Source organism: Asticcacaulis sp. AND118 (assembly GCF_020535245.1).
Taxonomy (GTDB): domain Bacteria; phylum Pseudomonadota; class Alphaproteobacteria; order Caulobacterales; family Caulobacteraceae; genus Asticcacaulis.
Genome location: NZ_CP084911.1, coordinates 626,963 through 645,415, shown reverse-complemented (window position 1 = coordinate 645,415; position 18,453 = coordinate 626,963). Strand labels below are relative to the sequence as shown.

The following is an 18,453-nucleotide window of genomic DNA, read 5'->3' as shown; positions in this document are numbered from 1 at the left end:
GCCGAAGATAACGGTAACAACCAAAAACAGGGAGCCCCGCCATGACCGATCTCAATCGCCGCCGGTTGCTAGGCGGAATAGCCGCCGGTGCGGCGCTGTCGGCCCTGCCGGCGGCGGCATCCGCGGGCCCGAAATGGGTCGGCGCGTGGGCCTCATCACAGATGGTGCCCAATCCCGACACCACCTTGCCGCCCGACATGGCGTCCGACGTGACGATCCGCCAGATCGTGCGCCTGACGCAGGGCGGTCGGCAGTTCCGCGTGCGCCTGTCCAATGTCTTCGGCACCAGACCATTGAAAATCGGTGCGGCCCATGCGGCGATCTCGGCAGATCAGATGACCTCGCGCATCGATCCGGCTCAGGCGCGCGGCCTCACCTTCGGCGGACGCACGGCGATCACCATCCCCGCCGGAGCGGAGTACGTCTCCGACCCGGTCGTCATGGCGGTCACGGCCTTCACCGACCTGACCCTGTCGCTGTACCTGCCCGAAGCCGCCTCGCCCCAGACCAGCCATCCCGGCGCTCGCATAGTGTCCTACTTCGCCAGGGGCAACCGCGTGGCCGAAGCGGCGCTTGACGGGGCGAAAACGATGGAGCGCTGGTTTCACATCTCAGGGGTCGATGTCGAGGCCTCGGCCAAATCGGCGGCCATCGTCACCCTGGGCGACTCGATCACCGACGGCTATGGCGTCAAGCCGGGCATGAACGCTCGCTGGACCGACCAGTTGGCGCGGCGACTTCAGGCCGAGGCGCGCACCCGGCACCTGTCCGTACTCAATCACGGTATCGGCGGCGGGCGCATCCTCAATGACGGCTCAGGGCCCAACGCGATGGCGCGCTTCGAGCGCGATGTGCTGGCCCAGACGGGGGTGAAGTATCTGGTCATCCTCGAAGGGGTCAACGACCTCGGCACCCTGACCAAGGACGCGCCGGTGAGCGCCGCCGCCCACGCGCAACTGGTCGAGGACATGATCGGCGCCTACCGCCAGATGATCCGCCGGGCGCGGGAACGCGGCATTAAAGTCATCGGCGCGACCATCCTGCCCTTTATGGGCTTTTCGCTCTACCATCCCGATGCGCAGAACGAAGCCGACCGTCAGGCGGTCAATCGCTGGATACGTACCTCAGGGGCCTTCGACGCGGTGATCGATTTCGACAGGCTGATGGCCGATCCAGCCGACCCGACGCGCCTGCGGCCCGACTACGATTCCGGCGACCATATCCACCCGTCGATGGCGGGTTATAAAGTCATGGGCGATGCGGTAGATTTGCGCTTCTTTCAAAAATAGATATCAATAAAATATAAAGCTGAAAAGAGCGGAAAATGACACAAACTTCTGAAAATACATATAAAATTCCTTCACCAACAGATTCTCGAATCGCAAGTTTTTTTGAAGCTATTATAGAATTTTCAAAGCTTGATATTTTAGCGGTAGCTAAAAGTGGAAACGTTACGTTAGTTAATTTTAAAAATTTAACTGATGTTTTGGAAAAATATTCCACTAACATCGAAAGCACCCGCATATTTAACCCTATACATCTAAGTGGAATACCAGGATTAGAGGTATATTTTCACAGAAGAACTACAAAATTTTCGAATGGAAATATACACGAGTCAAGCTTTGCAGAAGCTGAAATATATTTGTATGCTCACCAAAATACGGGTCAAACTGTAGATCAAAATTTATTTAAATATATAATTTCTAAAATCAATGAATTGTTTTTATCTAGCGTTATGGATGACGCTGGCTCGTATGATAAATTTAAATCCATATACGCCGAACACATATCAAGGCTTTCCGAAATCCATGAAAATTTCATCAAATCAGCAAACGAGCAAAGTAGAAAAAGGGAAGATGAATACCATCTTCGGATTGCAACTTTAGAAGCGGAAAATCAAGAAAAATTAAAAGAAATTCAAGAAGTCGAAAAAAAATCACTTAACAATATTGAAATAGAACGTGCCAATTTAAATAAAAAAATAAAGGAACTTGACAACAGCTCTCATATGCACGCACGGCGTGATATGAGATTAAAAATTACGGAAAGCTTGCGAGATCGCCTTGCTAAGTCGGCAGTATCTAGAACAGTAGGAGCCCACCGCTGGACAGTTCTGGCCATATGTGGATTTCTTGCATCAGTATTTTCTCTCAGCGCTGCTTTTTCCGCCTATGAACTCTCAATAGTTATGGAGAAAACGAATGAAGCGACGATTCCGTTCTACGTGACGAGCTTACGCTTGGCGCTTGCAGTAGGCGCTATTGCAGTTGTAGGCTTTTACGCCCTAGGCTTTATGCGAAAAGTTCACGATTCAGACTTAAAAAGTGAGCGTGATCTGGAACGATACTTGTACGATGTGGACCGTTCAAGCTGGGTAATTGAGACTGTGCTGGAGGCAAAATCTAAAGAAAATGGGCAAGATCCTGCGGAAATTCCGACACATTGGCTAGATGGAGTGACCCACGGTCTCTTCAAGCAATCTGATGAGGTTCAAGACAACGATAAAGCAGTGGAAGTCTTAGCTTCGTTATTCAAGTTCTCCGCACGAGCCAAGCTTGGTCCAGCTGGTCCAGAGTTTGAAATGAATAATTCAGGTGCTCGCAAATTTAGTAAGGAAAACCTAGAGGACTCATAACCCTCCACCCCTTCCCCCTTCAAGCGGTTCATGCTATCGCCCGCGCATGACCGAACTGTCCCAAATTCGTAACTTCTCCATCGTGGCTCATATCGACCATGGCAAGTCCACCCTGTCCGACCGCCTGATTCAGTTCACCGGGGGCCTCACCGCGCGCGAGATGAAGGAGCAGGTGCTCGACAATATGGAGATCGAGCGCGAGCGCGGCATCACCATCAAGGCCCAGACCGTCCGCCTCACCTACAAGGCCAAGGACGGCAAGACCTACGTCCTCAACCTGATGGACACGCCGGGCCACGTCGACTTCGCCTACGAAGTCTCGCGCTCTCTGGCCGCCTGCGAAGGCTCGATTCTGGTGGTCGATGCGTCTCAGGGCGTCGAGGCGCAGACGCTCGCCAATGTGTATCAGGCCATCGACAATAATCACGAGATCGTCCCCGTCCTCAACAAGGTCGATCTGCCCGCCGCCGAACCGGAGCGCGTGCGCGCCCAGATCGAGGACGTCATCGGCATCGACGCGTCCGAGGCCGTGCTGGCCTCGGCCAAGTCGGGCATCGGCATCGAGGACGTGCTGGAAGCCATCTGCGCCAAATTACCTGCACCCAAGGGCGACCCTGCCGCGCCGCTGAAGGCCCTGCTGGTCGATGCGTGGTACGATCCTTACCTCGGCGTCGTCGTGCTGGTGCGCGTGTTCGACGGCTTCATGAAGCCGGGCCAGTTGATCAAGCTGATGAACGCCGGCGCGACCTATAAAATCGACAAGCTGGGCGTGTTTCAACCCAAGGCCACCGATGTCGAGGCGCTCGGCCCCGGTGAAATCGGCTTCTTCACGGCGCAGATCAAGGAAGTGCAGGACGCCGCCGTCGGCGACACCATCACCGATGAGCGCAAGCCGACCTCGACGGCCATGACGGGCTTCAAGGAAGTCCAGCCGGTCGTTTTCTGCGGCATCTTCCCCGTCGATGCGGCCGATTTCGAGGATTTGCGCGCCGCCATGGGCAAGCTGCGCCTCAATGACGCCAGCTTTTCCTATGAGATGGAAACCTCCGCCGCGCTGGGCTTCGGCTTCCGCTGCGGGTTCCTGGGGCTTTTGCACCTTGAAATCATTCAGGAGCGCCTGAGCCGCGAGTTCAATCTCGACCTGATCGCCACCGCCCCGTCGGTGGTCTATCAGATCTACATGAACAATGGCGACGTGATCGACCTGCACAACCCGGCGGACATGCCGGATGTCGTCAAGATCGACCATATCGAAGAGCCGTGGATCAAGGCGACCATCTTCACGCCGGACGACTATCTGGGCGCGGTGATCAAGCTGTGTCAGGACCGCCGCGGCATTCAGCTCGACCTGTCCTATGTCGGTTCGCGCGCGATGATCGTCTATAATCTGCCGCTCAACGAGGTGGTGTTCGACTTCTACGACCGTCTGAAGTCGATCTCCAAGGGCTATGCCTCGTTCGACTATACGATCGAGGAATACCGCGAGGGCGATCTGGTCAAGATGTCGATCCTTGTCAATGCCGAACCGGTCGACGCCCTCTCGATGCTGGTTCACAAGGACCGCGCCGAAGCCCGCGGGCGCGGCATGTGCGAAAAGATGAAGGTTCTCATCCCGCAGCACCTGTTCGTCATCCCGATTCAGGCGGCCATCGGGGGGCGCATCATCGCGCGCGAGACCGTCCGCGCCCTGCGCAAGGACGTGACGGCCAAATGCTACGGCGGCGACGCCACGCGGAAGAAGAAGCTTCTGGAAAAGCAGAAGGAAGGCAAGAAGAAGATGCGGCAGTTCGGCAAGGTCGAAATCCCGCAGGAGGCCTTCATCGCCGCGCTCAAGATGGACAATGATTGAGGGAAGCCCACTCGATCGAGCGGGCTTCTGCCTTTGCCGGGCTATTCCGCAACCCGCCCGAAACTGTGATCACGCAGATCTGTGCATAAGTGTGTTACAGGACATTTACAGCTTGCCAGTTCCGCGTCGCGGCGCCTACGCTTTGTTTCAAATTGTTACATAGCGTGATCCCGCCATGCCGAACACCATACTGATCCTCGAAGATTCAAAAACTCAGGCCCGCATTGTCGGCACGCTGTTCGAAAAAAATGGCTACAAAGCCGACTTCGCCCACGACCGCTTCGAAGCCCTGCACAAGCTGAACAGCCGCGGCTATGCCCTTCTGGTGCTAGATGTCTTCGTGGGTGAGGAAAACACGCTCGACTATCTGCATATGTACCGCAAAGCCGCCGGCGACGCCCCTATCGCCATCATGACGGCGGGCAAGCGCGATACGCCGCTGGCCGGCAGTCAGGCGCTGAACAAAGCGCGCCGTGCGGAGGTCGAGTTTCTGCTGCCCAAGCCCTTCGACATCAATGACGTGCATCAGATATGTGCGGAAGCCGAGCGCATCCGCCGCCGCAAAGGGCCGGTGAAGCGCATTCTCGTCATCGAAGACGACGCGCATTCCCGCATCATCTATCGCAGCTATCTGGAGGATGAAGGCTTCTACGTCGCCGAAAGCAATTCTGTGGAGGACGCGCTGGTGCGGCTGGAGATTACACGTGTCGACGCCATACTGATCGACCTGATCATGCCCGGCATAGGCGGTATGACCGGCATCAAGGTGATCTCGGCGACCTGGCCCGACGTGCCGCTGATCGCCATGACCGGCTATACCCAAAACCCCGACAACCTGCACAATGCGCTGGCGCGCGGCGCGATCAGCGCTCTGGCCAAGCCTTTCACTAAAGATGTACTGCTGACCGAGGTAAAAAAGGCCCTGAGCGACGACCGGACCGTGGTACTTTAACGCTCCAGCGGCGTTACGCCCAGTTCAGTAGGCGGCGTATAGAGCCCCTCATAGGTGACCTTGCAGGTCCGCGTACTGGCCATGCTCGAACCGTAAACGACCTGCGCCACGCCGCCGCCGTTCAGCGCCACCGACTGCTGTTTCATACGCACATGCACGAAGGGCGAACCGGACAGGCCGTCGCAGGCCCTGGCTCCGGTGAAGTGATGCGTACCGGTATGCGACTTGACCAGCAGATCGTCGCCGACCACCTCGACCATGCCGGTAAAGTCCGGCTGCGGAACCAGCTTCAGAACGGTTCCCTTTTCCGGCGCTTCCGCCGACGCCGCCCCGGCGATCGACAGGCAGGCCAAAACGCTGCTTACGATCACAATACGAAACATGGCGTCTGCCTCCTCTGTTAACGGTCCGTCCGCTTGTATTCCTGCTTACGCAGCCCCTTGGCCTCTTCGGCGCTGACCGGCGTCACCGACTGCACAAAACAGGGCGTTTTGAAATGACCCATGCCGTTGGCGCGCACCGAGAGCTGCACGTCGATGGGGTCGCAGATCTGGACCGAGCCGCGATATTCGAAGACGAGGATGTCATAGGGGGTCAGGCGGCAGCCATCGACCTTGATCAGCACACCGCCGCGGCCGGCGCCTTCCGCCAGAACCGTTTCCTCGTCGAGCACGGTCGTATCGATCCCCGGTCCGTTGACGCAGCGCGGCGGTGCCTTCTTGCCGTCATCGGCCTGGGTCGTCACCGGCATCAGGGTCAGGGTCGCGAGTCCCCCCGCCACCGCAACCCCGGCGATTATGGCCTTTCCGTTCATACGCAACATCCGTCTCTCCTTGCCCTTCGGGCCATATACGGAGCTGAAAATCAGCCTCCTGTCCCGGAACTTTCAAATCTGTTTAACCATTCACGACTAGCGTCCAACCATTGTTGCGTCGGCCTGCGTACCCATGACCTCAAGCGTTCTCATCCTCGAAGACAGCCGCACCCAGGCCAACCTCATCGGTCGTCTGTTCGAGCGCGCGGGCTTTACCCCCGGCTTTGCCATCGACCGTTCGGCGGCCCTGCGCGAGTTGCAACGCCAGCCGTGGTCGCTGCTGGTCATCGACGTCTTCATCGCCGGCGAAAACTCCCTCGACTATCTCGATGCCTATCGCGAAGCCGCGCCGGGTACCCCTGTCGCCATCATGACCGCCATCCGCCGCGACAATCCGGTGGAAGCCAGTCAATCGCTCAACGCCGCCCGCCGCGCCAAGGTCGAGTTCATCCTGCCCAAACCGTTCCAGTACGAAGACATCGCGCAAATCTGTGCCGACGTCGAGCGAATGAAGCGGTCGGACGGGCCGGAGGGCCCCGACGCTCTGTATCTTTAATCTGCGCGCATTTGAGTCCAAAAAGTGCGTCCCACTTTTTGGAATGCGCTTTAATACTTACGCGCCTCTTCCTTGCTAAGCGGCGTAATCGAGTCGATCAGGCAGCGCACCGGCGCCTCGTCGAAGCGCGAATAGAGGATTTTCACGTCCCGCTTGTCGCAGATCTGCGTCGTACCAAAGAATTCGAACCCGATCTTGTCGAGATCGTCGAGGTTCTGACACGGTGCGTTGAGCTTAAGCAGGGCCGAACGCCCGAAGCCGTCCTCGATCAGGATGGTCGTCTTGTCGACCACCATCTTGCGGTTCAGGTGACCGGCGTCGAAGCACTGACGCTTTCCCGCCGGCGCGGCGGCCTTGTCTTCCGGTGCGGCAGCGGCGAGGCTCAGCGCGCCCAGCCCCGACAGGGTCACGGCGGCCAGCACCGCCAATTTGATTGCGGATTTCATCTAGGCTCCCTCACGGCTGGAACGATCCGACGAACTATTGGCTTCCTTCGGCGCCACGCCTTCGATACGATCGGCTTCTTCCTGGGTGATCGGCGTGACTTGCGTGATGTTGCACTTGGCCAGACGGCCGGAACCCGAGTCCGAATAGAGGATTTCCGCGTCGAAGCCGCCGCAGATGTTGATCGAGCCGGCGCGGGTCTTCACCCCGATGCGGAAGGCGTCCTCGATACCCATGCAGGCACCGCTCAATTCCAGCTTGTAGTGCTGACGGTTGTAGGTCTCGATAATCATGGTGCGCGAATCCACCGGATTGAAGCGGTCGATATCGTCGCTGCGGAAACATTTCCGCATTTCCTTCTGGGCCGGAGTCTGAACCTCAGGCTCGGCCTTGCGCTCATGATCATGGGAAGATTGGGCCTGGGCCGGAAGCAGGCTGAGGGCCGTAAAACCGGCAGCGGCCAGCGCCGCGACGGTCAGCAGAGTCTTCATCGCATTACTCCTTGCGCGGGGCCGCGCACCCGGCGGCCTCGATTTATCGCCGATAAGGCGAGCGGAATCGGGCCATTTGATGACTTCAGTCTGCGCTGAAGCGATTGGGGCGCAAGCGATGTTTTGCGGCCACAGTCAGCGGCGACGGGACGCCCAGCGCGCTGGACGCCAGGGCCAATCCCAGCAAGGGGCCCAGACACAGGCCGCGCGCCCCCAGCCCGGTCAGCACATGCACGCCGGACGCCATCTCACCCATGACCGGCAGATGATCCTTCGTCGTCACCCGCACCGCCGCGCGCGACTGCGTGCCGGCTTCGGCCAATTCTGCGGTTTTGGGAAGCACGGCGCGCAGGGTATCAAGATTATGGGTGCGGTCGCTCTCCCGCGCATCTGCGCCCCGGTCGCCGCGAATGTGCGTCGAGCCGAAGACGAAGCCATCCGGCAAGGGCACATAATAACCGCCCCACGCCTGCGCCTGCGCGTCGGGCGGCGACGCCTCAACCCTCTCGATCTGACCGCGCACCGGGCGCAGATCGAGCGCCGCCGACGGGGGCAGATCGAATATTCCGTCGCCGCAGGCGATGAACACGCGGTCGAAGACGTGCGCGCCGGTTTCGGTGACGATGCGGACCGTGCGTCCCGCTTCCACGCCGATCACCTTTTCGGCGATGACCGGCGCGTCGCCCCGCAAGGCCGCGACCCCTTCGGGCGGGCGCACCGACAGCGCGCGCGCCATGCGCAGCCCCTCGCCGTCCACGCTCATATCATCGGGGGCGAAGTCGGGCTGAGCCGCGATCCTGGCGAAACGCGCCCCATCGCGGTCGTCCGACGCCCGCTGGAGCACCCCGGCGTTCAGGACCGCGTGCGGACACAGGCGCGCATAGAGGTCCGCGGCAAAGTACAGGGCGTCAGCGAACAGGGCGCTTATGACCCCGCCCCCGGCGTCGAGACGCGGCGTGACCAGCCCTGCCGGATTGCCCGACGCCTGAGGGCCGATGTCGAACACCGTCGCCCGATAACCGTAGTGCCGCAGGGCATGGACGATCGAAGCCCCGGCAATGCCGCCGCCGATAACGGCGAGGCGTTCCGGGGTGGCGGGGGAGTCCCTCTCGCCCGCAAACACCGCCTCCAGCCGCTCGCGCTTGCGGCCGAAACCGGGGCGTTTGAAAATCTCGAAACCCGCCGCCTGCAATCCGCGCCGCACGAAGCCCGCCACGGTGAAGGTCGCCAGCCGCCCCCCCGGCGCGGTCTTTGCGGCGACAGCGGCCAGCACGTCCTCGGCCCACATGTCGGGGTTTTGGGCGGGGGAAAAGCCATCGAGGAACCAGGCGTCGGCCTGGCCATCCCACTGGGTCAGTGCCTCGCGCACATCCATCAGGGCGAGGGTCAGGGTCACGCCCCATTCGGGGAAGGTCATGACATGGAAGCCGCGCCTGTGCGGCGGCCAGCGGGCGATGATCGCCTCGGCGTAGTGCGCCAGTTCGGGCCAGCTCGACAGCGCCTTCGCCGCAGCCTGCGCGGGCATAAGATAGGCCTCGACGGAAAAGATATGCAGATGACCGTTTGCGGGGTGGTTCTGTGCCCACATCTGCATCAGGGCGGCGATATTGAGCCCGGTGCCGAACCCCAGTTCGGCGACGGTGAAGTGACGGCATCCACTCCAGTGCTCCGGCAAACCGCAACCGGTCAGAAACACGGCCCGCGTTTCCGACAGGCCGTCCTGCAGCGAATAGTAGATGTCGTCGAAACGCGCCGAACGCGGATTGCCGTCTTCGGCGAAATAAAGCTGGGGGTCGCTTTGCGTCATGTCAAAAAAAGAAGAGGCCGTTCCCGGGAACGACCTCTTCCAAATTCTCGTCTAATCCAGCGCCGTGAGGCGCAAGGAATTAGTGAGCAGCAGCCGGGGCTTCAGCAGCCGGAGCTTCGACGGCGGCCGGCGAGGCGGCTTCCGAAGCTTCGACAGTGGCCGAGGCGTCAGCCGAAGCGTCGGCCGGAACGGTTTCTTCGGTGGTGGCAGCTTCTTCAGCCGGCTTCGAGCAAGCGGCAACCGACAGAGCGGCGACGGCGGCGGCGGCGAGCAGGGCCTTGCGGACGATTTCAGAGGTCATGGATCCAGATCCTTAGATTCTAACGTTAGAGCGCCTAGCAACTGCGCCCGACTCCTTCATACGCAAAACCGCTGAGTCTCGCAAGCGTTGTTTTCACAAATATGTGATCAACTCTCGCAACAAAGCCGCAATTCTCCCTCAGAATACACCCATTGGGAGAAGTTGCGGCTTTTCTGTAGCATCATATTCGCCCGAAACCGGGAAAGGCAAGCTATTCGGTCGGCATGTTGTTCAGAGCTTCTTCCATCTCGGCGAAGGAAGGCTGCGAACCCGAAGGCACGCTGCCGCGACCGATTTCCACCGAAATCTGCGCCGCATTGCCGTGCAGGTGCGCCACCAGCACCGCCTGAATGATTTTATAGAAGGCACCGTCCTCTTCGACAATCCCCGTCAGTCGCGAGGCGAACGGTCCCACCAGCCCGTAGGACAGCATAACCCCCAGGAAGGTGCCGACCAGCGCGCCGCCGATCATGCCGCCCAGAACTTCCGGCGGCTCGGTGATGGCACCCATCGTCTTGATAACGCCCAGAACGGCGACGACGATCCCCAGCGCCGGCAGGGCGTCGGACATGGACTGCAGGGCGTGAGCGGGATGCAGCGCCTCGTGGTGGTGCTTTTCAAGCTGTTTTTCCATCGCGTCCTCGACCTGATGCGGGTCTTCGAGGTTCATCGTCATCATGCGCAGCGTGTCGCAGATGAAGTCGATGGCGAAGTGGTCCTTCATGATCTTGGGGAAGCGGCTGAATATGCTCGAATCGTGCGGCTTTTCGATATGGGCTTCCAGGGCGATGACGCCCTTGGATTTCATCGTCTTGGTCAGCAGGAACAGCAGCGACAGCAGATCGCGATAGTCCGAGGGTTTCCACTTGGAGCCGCTGAAGACCTTGCCCATGCCGCCGCCCATGCCCTTGAGCGTGCTCAGCGGATTGGCGATCAGGGTCGCGCCGATGGCCGCCCCGCCGATACCCATCAGTTCGTAGGCCAGCGAGTGCAGGATCGGTGCCATCGAACCGCCCGACAGCAGATAGCTGCCGAAGACGGTGGCGAACAGAACGACGATACCGATAATCTGAAACATGCGGGCGGGGTCCGGGAGACTCTGTGATTCGTCCCTACCCTACCCCGCCAATCCTTAAGACGCGGTTTCCGGTTAACCCTGTTCGTTAATCCGGTTAAATTGAACCTATTGTTCCCACAGGGCCTGAATCCCCTTGCCCATGTCCATGTGCCGGAGTGAAGGCCATCAAGGTCGCCTAGACTTCCGGTTGTGTCATCAGGTCCCGCATCCCCTTCGCGCATAATATCGCAGACTGAAACCTCATCGGCATAAGAGGGAATTTAGGGCTTCGGCAGCAGGTCGTCGAGGGCGACGGTCTCCGAAGCCGCGGCGTTGCGCGGCGTGACCTCCGGTAGGGTTGCCGTATCAGCCATCGAGGTTTCAACGGTCTGCGCAGCGGCTGTATGGGCGTCGATACAGGTGTCGGCGCATTCGATGACGCCCGGCACCGGCTGAGCCATCATCGTCTCCGGGCCCATCTGCGCCGTTACGCCACCCATGCCACCTGTGTCCGTCAGGTCCGTCTGATAGGACATATCGGCGGCATAGGCGTTGGGCTGCGGATCGGCGGCCGGCGGCTGAGCTAAGGCGTCGGTGACGGGCCAGACGCTGGCCAGATTAATCGACTCGATCACCGGCGGGCGCACATCAAGCATTTCGCGCTCGACCTTTTCACTTTCGGGAAAGAGCTTGCGCGGATCCTGCCGCGCGTCGACCTGAGTGAGCGGCGAACTGTCGAACGACGCCATACGCGCGGCCACCGCGCCGCTGCTCAGGACGAAGACCGCACCCGCCGTCCACAGGCTGAGCCACAAAGCCTTGCGCGCCCGACCGGCCGGGTCTGTGAGGGATTGACCGGGGGTCACAGCCGCCTCCCGCCCAAAACCTTGCCGTGGCGGCGCTTCGGATCCCCCCGCTTCATATCCTTGACGAAGGAGGCAATAGCGACGACGGCAAGTCCGACACTGAGCGCCGCGCTCAGTCCCGGCGCCAGACGGCGGATAAAAGGCGCATTGACCAGACCGGCGGCGGCCATCACCTTGGGCGACGGCATACGCCCTGTCAGGGTCTGGGCGAAGGGCAGGAGTCCCAGCACCTGCGTGGCGGTATTGGCGAAACGGCGGCTCATAACATCCTCGGTAACAGAAGTCTTACCCGGACATTAATCCGACCCGCATAAGGATGAAGGCGCGGCCTGCGCCTGCGCTATCAAAAAGGCCTCAAGGCGCTCACTCTTTCGGCGGCACCCGCGCCTTTGCGACCTGTTCGAAGGCATAACCGGCGCGCAGCAGGTCCTCGTCCGACCATTGAGGTCCGATGAGCGACAGGCCAAGCGGCAGGCCCTGCACCTGTCCCATCGGCACGGTCAGGTGCGGGTAGCCCGACATGGCCGGCCACTGGCTGGCCGACGGGCCGGAAAACTGGTCGCCATTGACCTCGTCCGACAGCCATGGCAGGCCATAGGTCGGCGCGACCAGCAGCGATACGCTATAGGCGTTCAGAAGCCCGTCTATATGGCTGCGCGCCAGCGTCTTCGCCTTGTGCGCCGCCGCCTTGTAGGCCGGATCGTTGAGACCGCCGGTTTTTTCGGCGGCCTCGAAGAACTCCTGCCCGAAGAAGGGCATTTCCTTCGCGGCCTCGGCGGTGTTGAAGGCGATGACCTCGGCCAGAGTGCGCGTCTTCACGCCCGGAGGCGTGGTCGCCAGATAGGCGTTGAGATCGGCCTTCAACTCGGTTTGTAGCACGGTCAGCTCGGCGGTGTTCAACCCTTCGACCGACGAGGTCGGAATATCGACCAGCACGGCCCCGGCGGCCTCAAGCTGTTTGAGCGCGGCGTTGAAGGCCGTATCGACCTTGCCCGGCCCGCCGGTGCGGTCGCGCAGGACGCCGAGGCGTACGCCTTTCAATCCATCCGGCGACAGGCGGGCGGCGTAATCGGTCCGACGCGCGTCGGCTTCGGCGGTCACCGGGTCCGCGGGATCGCTGCCGGCCATGGCCGACAGCATCAGGGCCACGTCGCGCACGCTTCGGCCCATAGGTCCGGGAATGTCCTGACTGTGCGAGATGGGCACGACATGGGTGCGCGAGATCAGACCCATGGACGGTTTCAGACCGACCAGTCCGTTCATCGCCGACGGGCAAACGACCGAACCGTCGGTCTCCGTCCCGACGGCCAGCGCCGCGAAGCTCCACGCCACCGCCGTGCCGCTCCCCGAAGATGAGCCGCACGCCGAACGCGGCGAATCGTAAGCATTGCCGGTCAAACCGCCGACGGCGCTCCAGCCGCTCACCGAGTTGTTCGAGCGGATATTGGCCCATTCCGACAGATTGGTCTTACCGAGGATGACCGCGCCCGCCGCCCTCAACCGCGCCACTACGGGCGCGTCACGGCCCGTCACATTGTCCTTCAGCGCCAAAGAGCCCGCCGTGGTGGGCATGGCGTCCTTGGTTTCGACATTGTCCTTGATCAGCACCGGTATGCCGTGCAGCGGGCCGCGCACCTTACCCGCCCTGCGTTCGGCGTCGAGCGCCCGCGCCTCGGACAGGGCGCCGGGATTGATGACGATGACCGAATTGAGCTTGCGCGACTTATCAAAGGTTTCGATGCGCCGGATCGAGGCCTTCGTGATGACCTCCGCCGACAGGTCGCCACGCGCCATGGCGGCCTGAAGCTGTTCGACCGAGGCTTCCCTGACCGTGTCGGGTTTCGGTGCCGCCCTGACCGGTCCAGCCAGACACAATGCCACTCCCATCAGCAAGGCCAGACGTTTCATGCCGTTCCCCTTCTGCCAGCCCGGCGAAGGTTACACGAAGAGGTATGGTTGGCAAGGCGGCTATTTGAGGCGCCTGGCCCGCGCCGCGCCGACGATAACGGCGGTAGAGAGGAGGATAGCCGCCATCAGGCCGCCCACGGCCCAGATGCCGGCGGGCGTCACCCGGACGCCCATGCGCAGGCTGCCGTCCTTCAGGCGCAGGGCGATCCATGCCGATTGTCTCTGGTCGGACAGGCGTTGCGGGCGGGGTGTCTCGGTCATGCGGGCCTCCGCCTCCATCCTATCAGTAACCCCGCACGCGGTCCACGACCGGCGGCAGGTCGCCTGTGGCACGCCAGCGGCGCAGATTATCGGCCACGACTCCGGCTGCCGTTCGGACATGGGTCGGGGCGGAGATGTGCGGCAGGACCGTCACCCCTGGATGATCCCACAGGGGAGATGCGGCCTCCAGCGGTTCCCGCGCGAAAACGTCGAGCACGGCGTGCGACAGATGGCGATCGAGCGCCACCAGAAGCGCGTCGATGTCCAGCACCGATCCGCGACCGAAATTGATCAGCCCCGCCCCCTGCGGCAGCCAGTTCAGGCGTTCGGCGTTCAAAAGCCCGCGCGTTTCCGGCGTCGCGGGCAGTAGGCTGACCACTATGTCCGCCTGCCGCAGCAGGGGTTCGAGTCCCTCCGCGCCTGTATAGACCTCGATATCGGCGGCTTTTGGCGTGCGGCTCCAGCCGATGACGTGAAACCCCGCCTGTTTCAGCCGCCCGGCCGCCGTCCGCCCCATATGGCCCAGCCCCAGCACGCCCACGGTCAGGTCCGACGGCGCGCGATAGGGACGTTGTTCCCACCGGCGCAGGGCCTGCTGACGCGCATAGACGGGCATGTCGCGCTGAAGATAGAGCGTCCAGGCCAGCACTGCCTCGCCCATCACCCGGCTCAGCTCCGGATCGATCAGCCGAACGATGGGCAGGTCTGCGGGCAGGTCGGCCACCAGCCGCTCGACGCCGGCCCAGACGCTGTGGACCCATTTCAGATTGGGCAGGCCGCGCAATACCTCCGGGTCGGGATTGGCCACAATGGCAACTTCGATGCCTTGTGGATCGGCATCCGCCAGCGCCACGACCGGCGTCTCCGGCAAGGCGGCGGACAGGGCCTCGATCCATTCCCGCGCCTCGGCATCAGAGACGCGGCCGGTAAAGACGATGGGACTGTGCATGAGCGGCTCCTGTGGCGCTTCGAGTTAGGCAGGCCCATCCCCTGCGTCAACCACCTTTCCCCGTCACGCGGTCCGCCCTACATAAAAGGTATGGAGCGCCCCCTCACCCCGGTTGAAATCGCCGCCCTGCCTGTTGGTCTGATCGCCGCCGTACCGGTCGAAGCCGTGCGCCTGCGGGCGGGCGCGCATCCGGTGTCGACATTGGCCCGACTAATCGGGCGCGGCCCGCTGATCGTGGTGCGCGGACAGCGCATCTTCTGGCCGAATCTCCCCGACGACGTGTCGGCCCGCCCGGAGACTCTGGCCCTGCTGGCCCACGAACTGACCCATGTGTGGCAATACGCCAACGGCATGGGCCTGTGGTCCTATCTGTGGCGCGAACGCGGGCGCTACCGCTATACCCTTACAGATAAGCCCTTTACCGCCTATGGTTATGAGCAGCAGGCGGCGATGGTCGAGGACTGGGTGCGCGGCCGGAACGGCCTGCCGCCGCGCTGGGGCGGCGCTGCTGACGTCCAGCGCCTCCCCGACCTCCTGCCCTTCGCTTGACGAAACCGCGTTATGCACCCATCCTGTGGCCTATGGCCGAACCCAAGACGCAACCCACCGACGCCGATCCCGTCGCCTTTATCGACGAGAAGGCCCCGGAAAAGATGCGCGCCGACGCCCACACTCTTTTGCGCCTGTTCAGCGAGGTGACGGGCGAGCCGCCGGTCATGTGGGGCCCGGCCATCATCGGCTACGGCAGCTACGTCGTCTCCACCCACCCGAAGGCGACTGTCACCTGGCCGCTGACCGGTTTTTCCCCGCGCAGCGCTGCCCTGACCCTCTATGTGCTGGCCGAATCGCCGGAGCAGGCCGAACACCTGCCCCGCCTCGGCAAGCACACGACCGGCAAGGGGTGCCTGTACATCAAGCGCCTGAGCGACGTGGACAGGGGCGTGCTGACCGACATCATCCGCACCGCGCATGAGACGATGAAAGCCCGGCATCCGGCTTCCTGATACAGTCCTGATAACTTTCATCTCCGGTTCAGCCTTATTTTTGTAAAAGGCTCAGGCTAGAAGAGAATGAAGAGTAGAAGGATGGACCTGCCTATGTTTGTGAATCGCGCCACGCCCGCCCTGCTGGCGGCTGCCCTGTGCCTGACGCCCGTCGCTGCAGCCGTGCTGCCCGTAACCGCCGTCGCCCAGCAGACGCAGCGCGAGGTCGCTGCCGATCAGGCCTTCCCTTTCCTGTCGAAATTCCTTGCCCTGCCCATGTCCGAGCGCGATGAAATCACCATCGCCTACGTCCTCAAGATCAAGGGCGGCACGCAAGGGGCCAGCATCGTCCTCAAGCACAATGGCCAGAGCCAGAAGCTTAACATCGCCGGTGACGGGCGCATCACGCCGCTGCCGACCCTGACGCAATTGCGTGGAGGCCGCATTGTCCTGACCGGCCCCGAAAAGGGCGTGTCGATGCGCGTGCGCGTCTTCGCCACCGAAACCCCGGCCAAGACCATGTCCGTCGCCCCGCTGGCCAAGGCCGTGCAACAGGCCGATACGGCCATGCGCAAGGTCGGCGGCGTGCTGGCCCTGACCCAGCCCAAGCCCGACCGCCTCTACTTCGTCGGTTCCGGCAATGCCCGCGTCACCCTGGCCGACGGCAGCCAGAAGGCGCTGCCGAAATCGCCGCGCGACGACGCTTATCCCGGCGGAACGCCCTACCTGGCCCCGGCCGAATATCCCGGTGCCGTCAGCATCACCTTCGACGCCGTGCCCTCGCGCATCGGCATCGACAATCAGGTGAAGTAAAACGCCGTGATTTTGCCGCGATCCCGAACGAAGGTTCGGGATCGTTTTCGTTCGAGGGGGATTTCATGTCATCGTTCAATCGCCGCAGCCTGGTGCTGTCCGCCGCCGCCTTCGCCGTGACCGCTACGGCGGCCCGCGCCGAAACCAAGGACATGCCCTGCACGGACCTGTTCCCGTTTCTGCTCAACTATCTCAACCTGCCCGCCACGGACCGCACGCACTTCCGGCTGGCCTACAGGCTGGGGGTCAGCGGCGCGAAGACGTCCGACCTGCGGCTGGTGCTGAAACACAATGGCGAGACGCCGATCGGCCTGGCGGCGGACGGCACCCTGACGCCCCTGCCTTCCGCGGCGGCGCTGAAGGCCAAGGCGCCGGTAAGCCTGACCCGGCCGGACGGCAGCAAGATGAGCCTGACCCTGATCATCGCCGCCAGCCTGTCCGCGACGACGAGCTATGCGGCGGCGGACCTGAAGATGGCCGTCGATCAGGCCTATGCGGGGGCGAAGAAGGCGGCCGGTCTGGCCAGCCTTGCCGTGCCGCATCTCGACCGGGTGGTCTTTGTCGGGGCGACGGGCGGTCAGGCGATCGGAGCGGACGGCAAGGCCACGGCCCTGCCGAAGATCAAGGACGGCCTCGTGTTTCAGCCGTCGGCGCACACCGGCGCGGCGCGCATCACGCTGGACAAGGCCCCGGTGCTGCTCAGGATCGACGCCAAGCCCAAAAAGGCTTAGGCGACTTCGCTGGCGGCGCGGCGGCGCATCTGCTGAATGAGGATGAAGTTGCCGAGCAGGCCCGCCGCGAAGGCCGACACCGCGCACAACGGCAGGCAGATCAGCACGACCCAGTTGGGGTGCGGGATAAGGCTCATATGGATCATGTAGCTGGCCATCAGCAGTACGCCGGTGATCCACGCCGGAAACGCGCCGACCCTGGCCATACGCACCGCCAGATAACCGCCGCCGAACGTGCCGAGCGTCCACGAAATGAGCTTGATGATATAGGCGTCCGCCGGAACCGTATCGAGCAGTTGCGCGATGTCTTCGGCGCTGGCCATATCGAAGGTCGGCGGCGGCGGGAACATGTAATTGCCGACCTGACGGAAGATGGTGTCGAGCACCATGCCGAACAAAAGGCCGGTCAGCACGGCCAGCGTCACATTGAGGACGCTGCGCGTCTTGTCTTCGTCCCAGACGGTAAACCAGGCTACGAGCCGGTCCGTCACCGATGCCTTGGCCATCTACGCCTCCCTGACAGGCGGTGAAAATGACAAGGCGCGCGGCTTTGGTCAACGTCTTTATGATGACGGTTTAACCAGGTTCGCGCACAGGATGAATTTGGGCTTACGGCAAAGGCAACGGACGCGAATTTCCGTTTTCGTCGATGGCGACGAAGGTGAAATCGGCGTCCGTCACCTTGATGCGCACATCCGAGTCGCGCGACCGCCGCCACGCCTGTACGTGGATCTTCATCGAGGTGCGGCCGGTCGAGAGCAGTTCGGCATAGACCGAGACCTCATCCCCCACCCGCACCGGCGTGTGAAAAGTCATGCCTTCGACGGCGATGGTGGCGGCGCGGCCCACGGCGCGGCGCGCGGCGACATTGCCGGCGGCCAGGTCCATCTGCGACATCAGCCAGCCGCCGAAAATATCGCCCGCCGGATTGGTGTCGCCCGGCATGGCGATGGTGCGGATGGCGATCAGGGCCTCGTTCGGCTGGTGCTCTTTTGGATTTTTCATCGGTTTACCCCACATGCCGCCATTCATGCCG

At 62.1% G+C, this 18,453-nt stretch carries 23 protein-coding genes; 9 read left to right on the top strand and 14 right to left on the bottom strand.

Annotation, left to right across the window (positions count from 1 at the left end):
* Window positions 1-41: 41 nt before the first annotated feature.
* The 4 genes from LH365_RS16365 (at window position 42) to LH365_RS16350 (ending at window position 5,436) form a co-directional block, all read left to right on the top strand.
* The gene (locus LH365_RS16365; protein ID WP_226745631.1) at window positions 42-1,289 is read left to right on the top strand and encodes an SGNH/GDSL hydrolase family protein; all 1,248 of its coding nucleotides are present in this window, start codon (window positions 42-44) and stop codon (window positions 1,287-1,289) included.
* A gap of 35 nt (window positions 1,290-1,324) precedes the next feature.
* Window positions 1,325-2,635: an MICOS complex subunit MIC60 gene (locus LH365_RS16360; RefSeq protein ID WP_226745630.1), complete on the top strand. Its 1,311-nt coding sequence runs from the start codon at window positions 1,325-1,327 to the stop codon at window positions 2,633-2,635.
* 46 nt (window positions 2,636-2,681) lie between these two features.
* The gene (gene lepA, locus LH365_RS16355) at window positions 2,682-4,484 is read left to right on the top strand and encodes a translation elongation factor 4 (protein WP_226745629.1); all 1,803 of its coding nucleotides are present in this window, start codon (window positions 2,682-2,684) and stop codon (window positions 4,482-4,484) included.
* Window positions 4,485-4,659: 175 nt separating this feature from the next.
* Window positions 4,660-5,436: a response regulator gene (locus LH365_RS16350; protein WP_226745628.1), complete on the top strand. Its 777-nt coding sequence runs from the start codon at window positions 4,660-4,662 to the stop codon at window positions 5,434-5,436.
* On the opposite strand, the gene LH365_RS16345 is transcribed toward LH365_RS16350, so the two are convergent.
* Window positions 5,433-5,819 (bottom strand): hypothetical protein, encoded by a 387-nt coding sequence (locus tag LH365_RS16345; protein ID WP_226745627.1) that lies wholly within the window; start codon window positions 5,817-5,819, stop codon window positions 5,433-5,435. The genes LH365_RS16350 and LH365_RS16345 overlap by 4 nt on opposite strands.
* Window positions 5,820-5,836: 17 nt before the next feature.
* Entirely contained in the window at window positions 5,837-6,259 is a 423-nt protein-coding gene (locus LH365_RS16340; protein WP_226745626.1) for a hypothetical protein, read from the bottom strand.
* Between the two features lie 124 nt (window positions 6,260-6,383).
* Between LH365_RS16340 and LH365_RS16335 the strand changes: the two genes are divergently transcribed.
* Window positions 6,384-6,806 carry a response regulator gene (locus tag LH365_RS16335; protein ID WP_226745625.1) on the top strand — a complete coding sequence of 141 codons (423 nt, stop codon included), beginning with the start codon at window positions 6,384-6,386 and terminating at the stop codon, window positions 6,804-6,806.
* 50 nt (window positions 6,807-6,856) lie between these two features.
* Here LH365_RS16335 and LH365_RS16330 read toward each other — a convergent pair whose 3' ends face one another.
* The 10 genes from LH365_RS16330 to LH365_RS16285 all read right to left on the bottom strand — a co-directional run bounded on the left by LH365_RS16330 (window position 6,857) and on the right by LH365_RS16285 (window position 14,890).
* A complete protein-coding gene (locus LH365_RS16330) occupies window positions 6,857-7,252 on the bottom strand; it encodes a DUF6491 family protein (protein ID WP_226745624.1) in 396 nt (131 codons plus the stop codon).
* The gene (locus tag LH365_RS16325; protein WP_226745623.1) at window positions 7,253-7,741 is read right to left on the bottom strand and encodes a DUF6491 family protein; all 489 of its coding nucleotides are present in this window, start codon (window positions 7,739-7,741) and stop codon (window positions 7,253-7,255) included.
* An 85-nt stretch (window positions 7,742-7,826) separates the two neighbouring features.
* On the bottom strand, window positions 7,827-9,548 hold the full coding sequence (gene mnmD / locus LH365_RS16320; RefSeq protein ID WP_226745622.1) for a tRNA (5-methylaminomethyl-2-thiouridine)(34)-methyltransferase MnmD: 1,722 nt from the start codon (window positions 9,546-9,548) through the stop codon (window positions 7,827-7,829).
* A gap of 79 nt (window positions 9,549-9,627) precedes the next feature.
* Entirely contained in the window at window positions 9,628-9,849 is a 222-nt protein-coding gene (locus tag LH365_RS16315; protein WP_107873136.1) for a hypothetical protein, read from the bottom strand.
* A 211-nt stretch (window positions 9,850-10,060) separates the two neighbouring features.
* Entirely contained in the window at window positions 10,061-10,927 is an 867-nt protein-coding gene (motA, locus tag LH365_RS16310; RefSeq protein WP_226745621.1) for a flagellar motor stator protein MotA, read from the bottom strand.
* A 260-nt stretch (window positions 10,928-11,187) separates the two neighbouring features.
* Window positions 11,188-11,772, bottom strand: coding sequence for a hypothetical protein (locus tag LH365_RS16305; protein WP_226745620.1), 585 nt, complete (start codon window positions 11,770-11,772; stop codon window positions 11,188-11,190).
* The gene (locus LH365_RS16300) at window positions 11,769-12,035 is read right to left on the bottom strand and encodes a hypothetical protein (RefSeq protein ID WP_226745619.1); all 267 of its coding nucleotides are present in this window, start codon (window positions 12,033-12,035) and stop codon (window positions 11,769-11,771) included. Before LH365_RS16300 ends, LH365_RS16305 begins: the two co-directional genes overlap by 4 nt.
* A gap of 100 nt (window positions 12,036-12,135) precedes the next feature.
* Window positions 12,136-13,680 (bottom strand): amidase, encoded by a 1,545-nt coding sequence (locus tag LH365_RS16295; RefSeq protein ID WP_226745618.1) that lies wholly within the window; start codon window positions 13,678-13,680, stop codon window positions 12,136-12,138.
* Between the two features lie 60 nt (window positions 13,681-13,740).
* Entirely contained in the window at window positions 13,741-13,941 is a 201-nt protein-coding gene (locus tag LH365_RS16290) for a hypothetical protein (protein WP_226745617.1), read from the bottom strand.
* Between the two features lie 22 nt (window positions 13,942-13,963).
* The gene (locus LH365_RS16285; protein WP_226745616.1) at window positions 13,964-14,890 is read right to left on the bottom strand and encodes a glyoxylate/hydroxypyruvate reductase A; all 927 of its coding nucleotides are present in this window, start codon (window positions 14,888-14,890) and stop codon (window positions 13,964-13,966) included.
* Window positions 14,891-14,980: 90 nt separating this feature from the next.
* Between LH365_RS16285 and LH365_RS16280 the strand changes: the two genes are divergently transcribed.
* The 4 genes from LH365_RS16280 (at window position 14,981) to LH365_RS16265 (ending at window position 17,417) form a co-directional block, all read left to right on the top strand.
* Window positions 14,981-15,439, top strand: a complete 459-nt coding sequence (locus tag LH365_RS16280; protein ID WP_226745615.1) for a hypothetical protein — start codon at window positions 14,981-14,983, stop codon at window positions 15,437-15,439.
* Window positions 15,440-15,471: 32 nt separating this feature from the next.
* The gene (locus tag LH365_RS16275) at window positions 15,472-15,894 is read left to right on the top strand and encodes a DUF1801 domain-containing protein (protein ID WP_226745614.1); all 423 of its coding nucleotides are present in this window, start codon (window positions 15,472-15,474) and stop codon (window positions 15,892-15,894) included.
* Window positions 15,895-15,987: 93 nt separating this feature from the next.
* Window positions 15,988-16,686: a hypothetical protein gene (locus tag LH365_RS16270; RefSeq protein WP_226745613.1), complete on the top strand. Its 699-nt coding sequence runs from the start codon at window positions 15,988-15,990 to the stop codon at window positions 16,684-16,686.
* A gap of 65 nt (window positions 16,687-16,751) precedes the next feature.
* Window positions 16,752-17,417, top strand: a complete 666-nt coding sequence (locus LH365_RS16265) for a hypothetical protein (protein WP_226745612.1) — start codon at window positions 16,752-16,754, stop codon at window positions 17,415-17,417.
* Here LH365_RS16265 and LH365_RS16260 read toward each other — a convergent pair.
* Both LH365_RS16260 and LH365_RS16255 read right to left on the bottom strand, forming a co-directional pair.
* A complete protein-coding gene (locus tag LH365_RS16260; RefSeq protein WP_226745611.1) occupies window positions 17,414-17,923 on the bottom strand; it encodes a hypothetical protein in 510 nt (169 codons plus the stop codon). The two genes, LH365_RS16265 and LH365_RS16260, sit on opposite strands and share 4 nt — an antisense overlap.
* A gap of 103 nt (window positions 17,924-18,026) precedes the next feature.
* Complete coding sequence (locus LH365_RS16255; RefSeq protein ID WP_226745610.1) at window positions 18,027-18,422, bottom strand: acyl-CoA thioesterase; 396 nt, start codon at window positions 18,420-18,422, stop codon at window positions 18,027-18,029.
* Window positions 18,423-18,453 lie beyond the last annotated feature (31 nt).

What these genes read in the sequence shown, in the direction of transcription:
- LH365_RS16290 (WP_226745617.1), bottom strand. Translation starts at nt 13,941, where the DNA reads ATGACCGAGACACCCCGCCCGCAACGCCTGTCCGACCAGAGACAATCG.
- LH365_RS16330 (WP_226745624.1), bottom strand. Translation starts at nt 7,252, where the DNA reads ATGAAATCCGCAATCAAATTGGCGGTGCTGGCCGCCGTGACCCTGTCG.
- LH365_RS16260 (WP_226745611.1), bottom strand. Translation starts at nt 17,923, where the DNA reads ATGGCCAAGGCATCGGTGACGGACCGGCTCGTAGCCTGGTTTACCGTC.
- LH365_RS16280 (WP_226745615.1), top strand. Translation starts at nt 14,981, where the DNA reads ATGGAGCGCCCCCTCACCCCGGTTGAAATCGCCGCCCTGCCTGTTGGT.
- LH365_RS16295 (WP_226745618.1), bottom strand. Translation starts at nt 13,680, where the DNA reads ATGAAACGTCTGGCCTTGCTGATGGGAGTGGCATTGTGTCTGGCTGGA.
- LH365_RS16325 (WP_226745623.1), bottom strand. Translation starts at nt 7,741, where the DNA reads ATGAAGACTCTGCTGACCGTCGCGGCGCTGGCCGCTGCCGGTTTTACG.
- LH365_RS16340 (WP_226745626.1), bottom strand. Translation starts at nt 6,259, where the DNA reads ATGTTGCGTATGAACGGAAAGGCCATAATCGCCGGGGTTGCGGTGGCG.
- LH365_RS16360 (WP_226745630.1), top strand. Translation starts at nt 1,325, where the DNA reads ATGACACAAACTTCTGAAAATACATATAAAATTCCTTCACCAACAGAT.
- LH365_RS16345 (WP_226745627.1), bottom strand. Translation starts at nt 5,819, where the DNA reads ATGTTTCGTATTGTGATCGTAAGCAGCGTTTTGGCCTGCCTGTCGATC.
- LH365_RS16270 (WP_226745613.1), top strand. Translation starts at nt 15,988, where the DNA reads ATGTTTGTGAATCGCGCCACGCCCGCCCTGCTGGCGGCTGCCCTGTGC.
- LH365_RS16265 (WP_226745612.1), top strand. Translation starts at nt 16,752, where the DNA reads ATGTCATCGTTCAATCGCCGCAGCCTGGTGCTGTCCGCCGCCGCCTTC.
- LH365_RS16335 (WP_226745625.1), top strand. Translation starts at nt 6,384, where the DNA reads ATGACCTCAAGCGTTCTCATCCTCGAAGACAGCCGCACCCAGGCCAAC.
- lepA (WP_226745629.1), top strand. Translation starts at nt 2,682, where the DNA reads ATGACCGAACTGTCCCAAATTCGTAACTTCTCCATCGTGGCTCATATC.
- LH365_RS16315 (WP_107873136.1), bottom strand. Translation starts at nt 9,849, where the DNA reads ATGACCTCTGAAATCGTCCGCAAGGCCCTGCTCGCCGCCGCCGCCGTC.
- LH365_RS16285 (WP_226745616.1), bottom strand. Translation starts at nt 14,890, where the DNA reads ATGCACAGTCCCATCGTCTTTACCGGCCGCGTCTCTGATGCCGAGGCG.
- LH365_RS16255 (WP_226745610.1), bottom strand. Translation starts at nt 18,422, where the DNA reads ATGAAAAATCCAAAAGAGCACCAGCCGAACGAGGCCCTGATCGCCATC.
- mnmD (WP_226745622.1), bottom strand. Translation starts at nt 9,548, where the DNA reads ATGACGCAAAGCGACCCCCAGCTTTATTTCGCCGAAGACGGCAATCCG.
- motA (WP_226745621.1), bottom strand. Translation starts at nt 10,927, where the DNA reads ATGTTTCAGATTATCGGTATCGTCGTTCTGTTCGCCACCGTCTTCGGC.
- LH365_RS16275 (WP_226745614.1), top strand. Translation starts at nt 15,472, where the DNA reads ATGGCCGAACCCAAGACGCAACCCACCGACGCCGATCCCGTCGCCTTT.
- LH365_RS16350 (WP_226745628.1), top strand. Translation starts at nt 4,660, where the DNA reads ATGCCGAACACCATACTGATCCTCGAAGATTCAAAAACTCAGGCCCGC.
- LH365_RS16365 (WP_226745631.1), top strand. Translation starts at nt 42, where the DNA reads ATGACCGATCTCAATCGCCGCCGGTTGCTAGGCGGAATAGCCGCCGGT.
- LH365_RS16300 (WP_226745619.1), bottom strand. Translation starts at nt 12,035, where the DNA reads ATGAGCCGCCGTTTCGCCAATACCGCCACGCAGGTGCTGGGACTCCTG.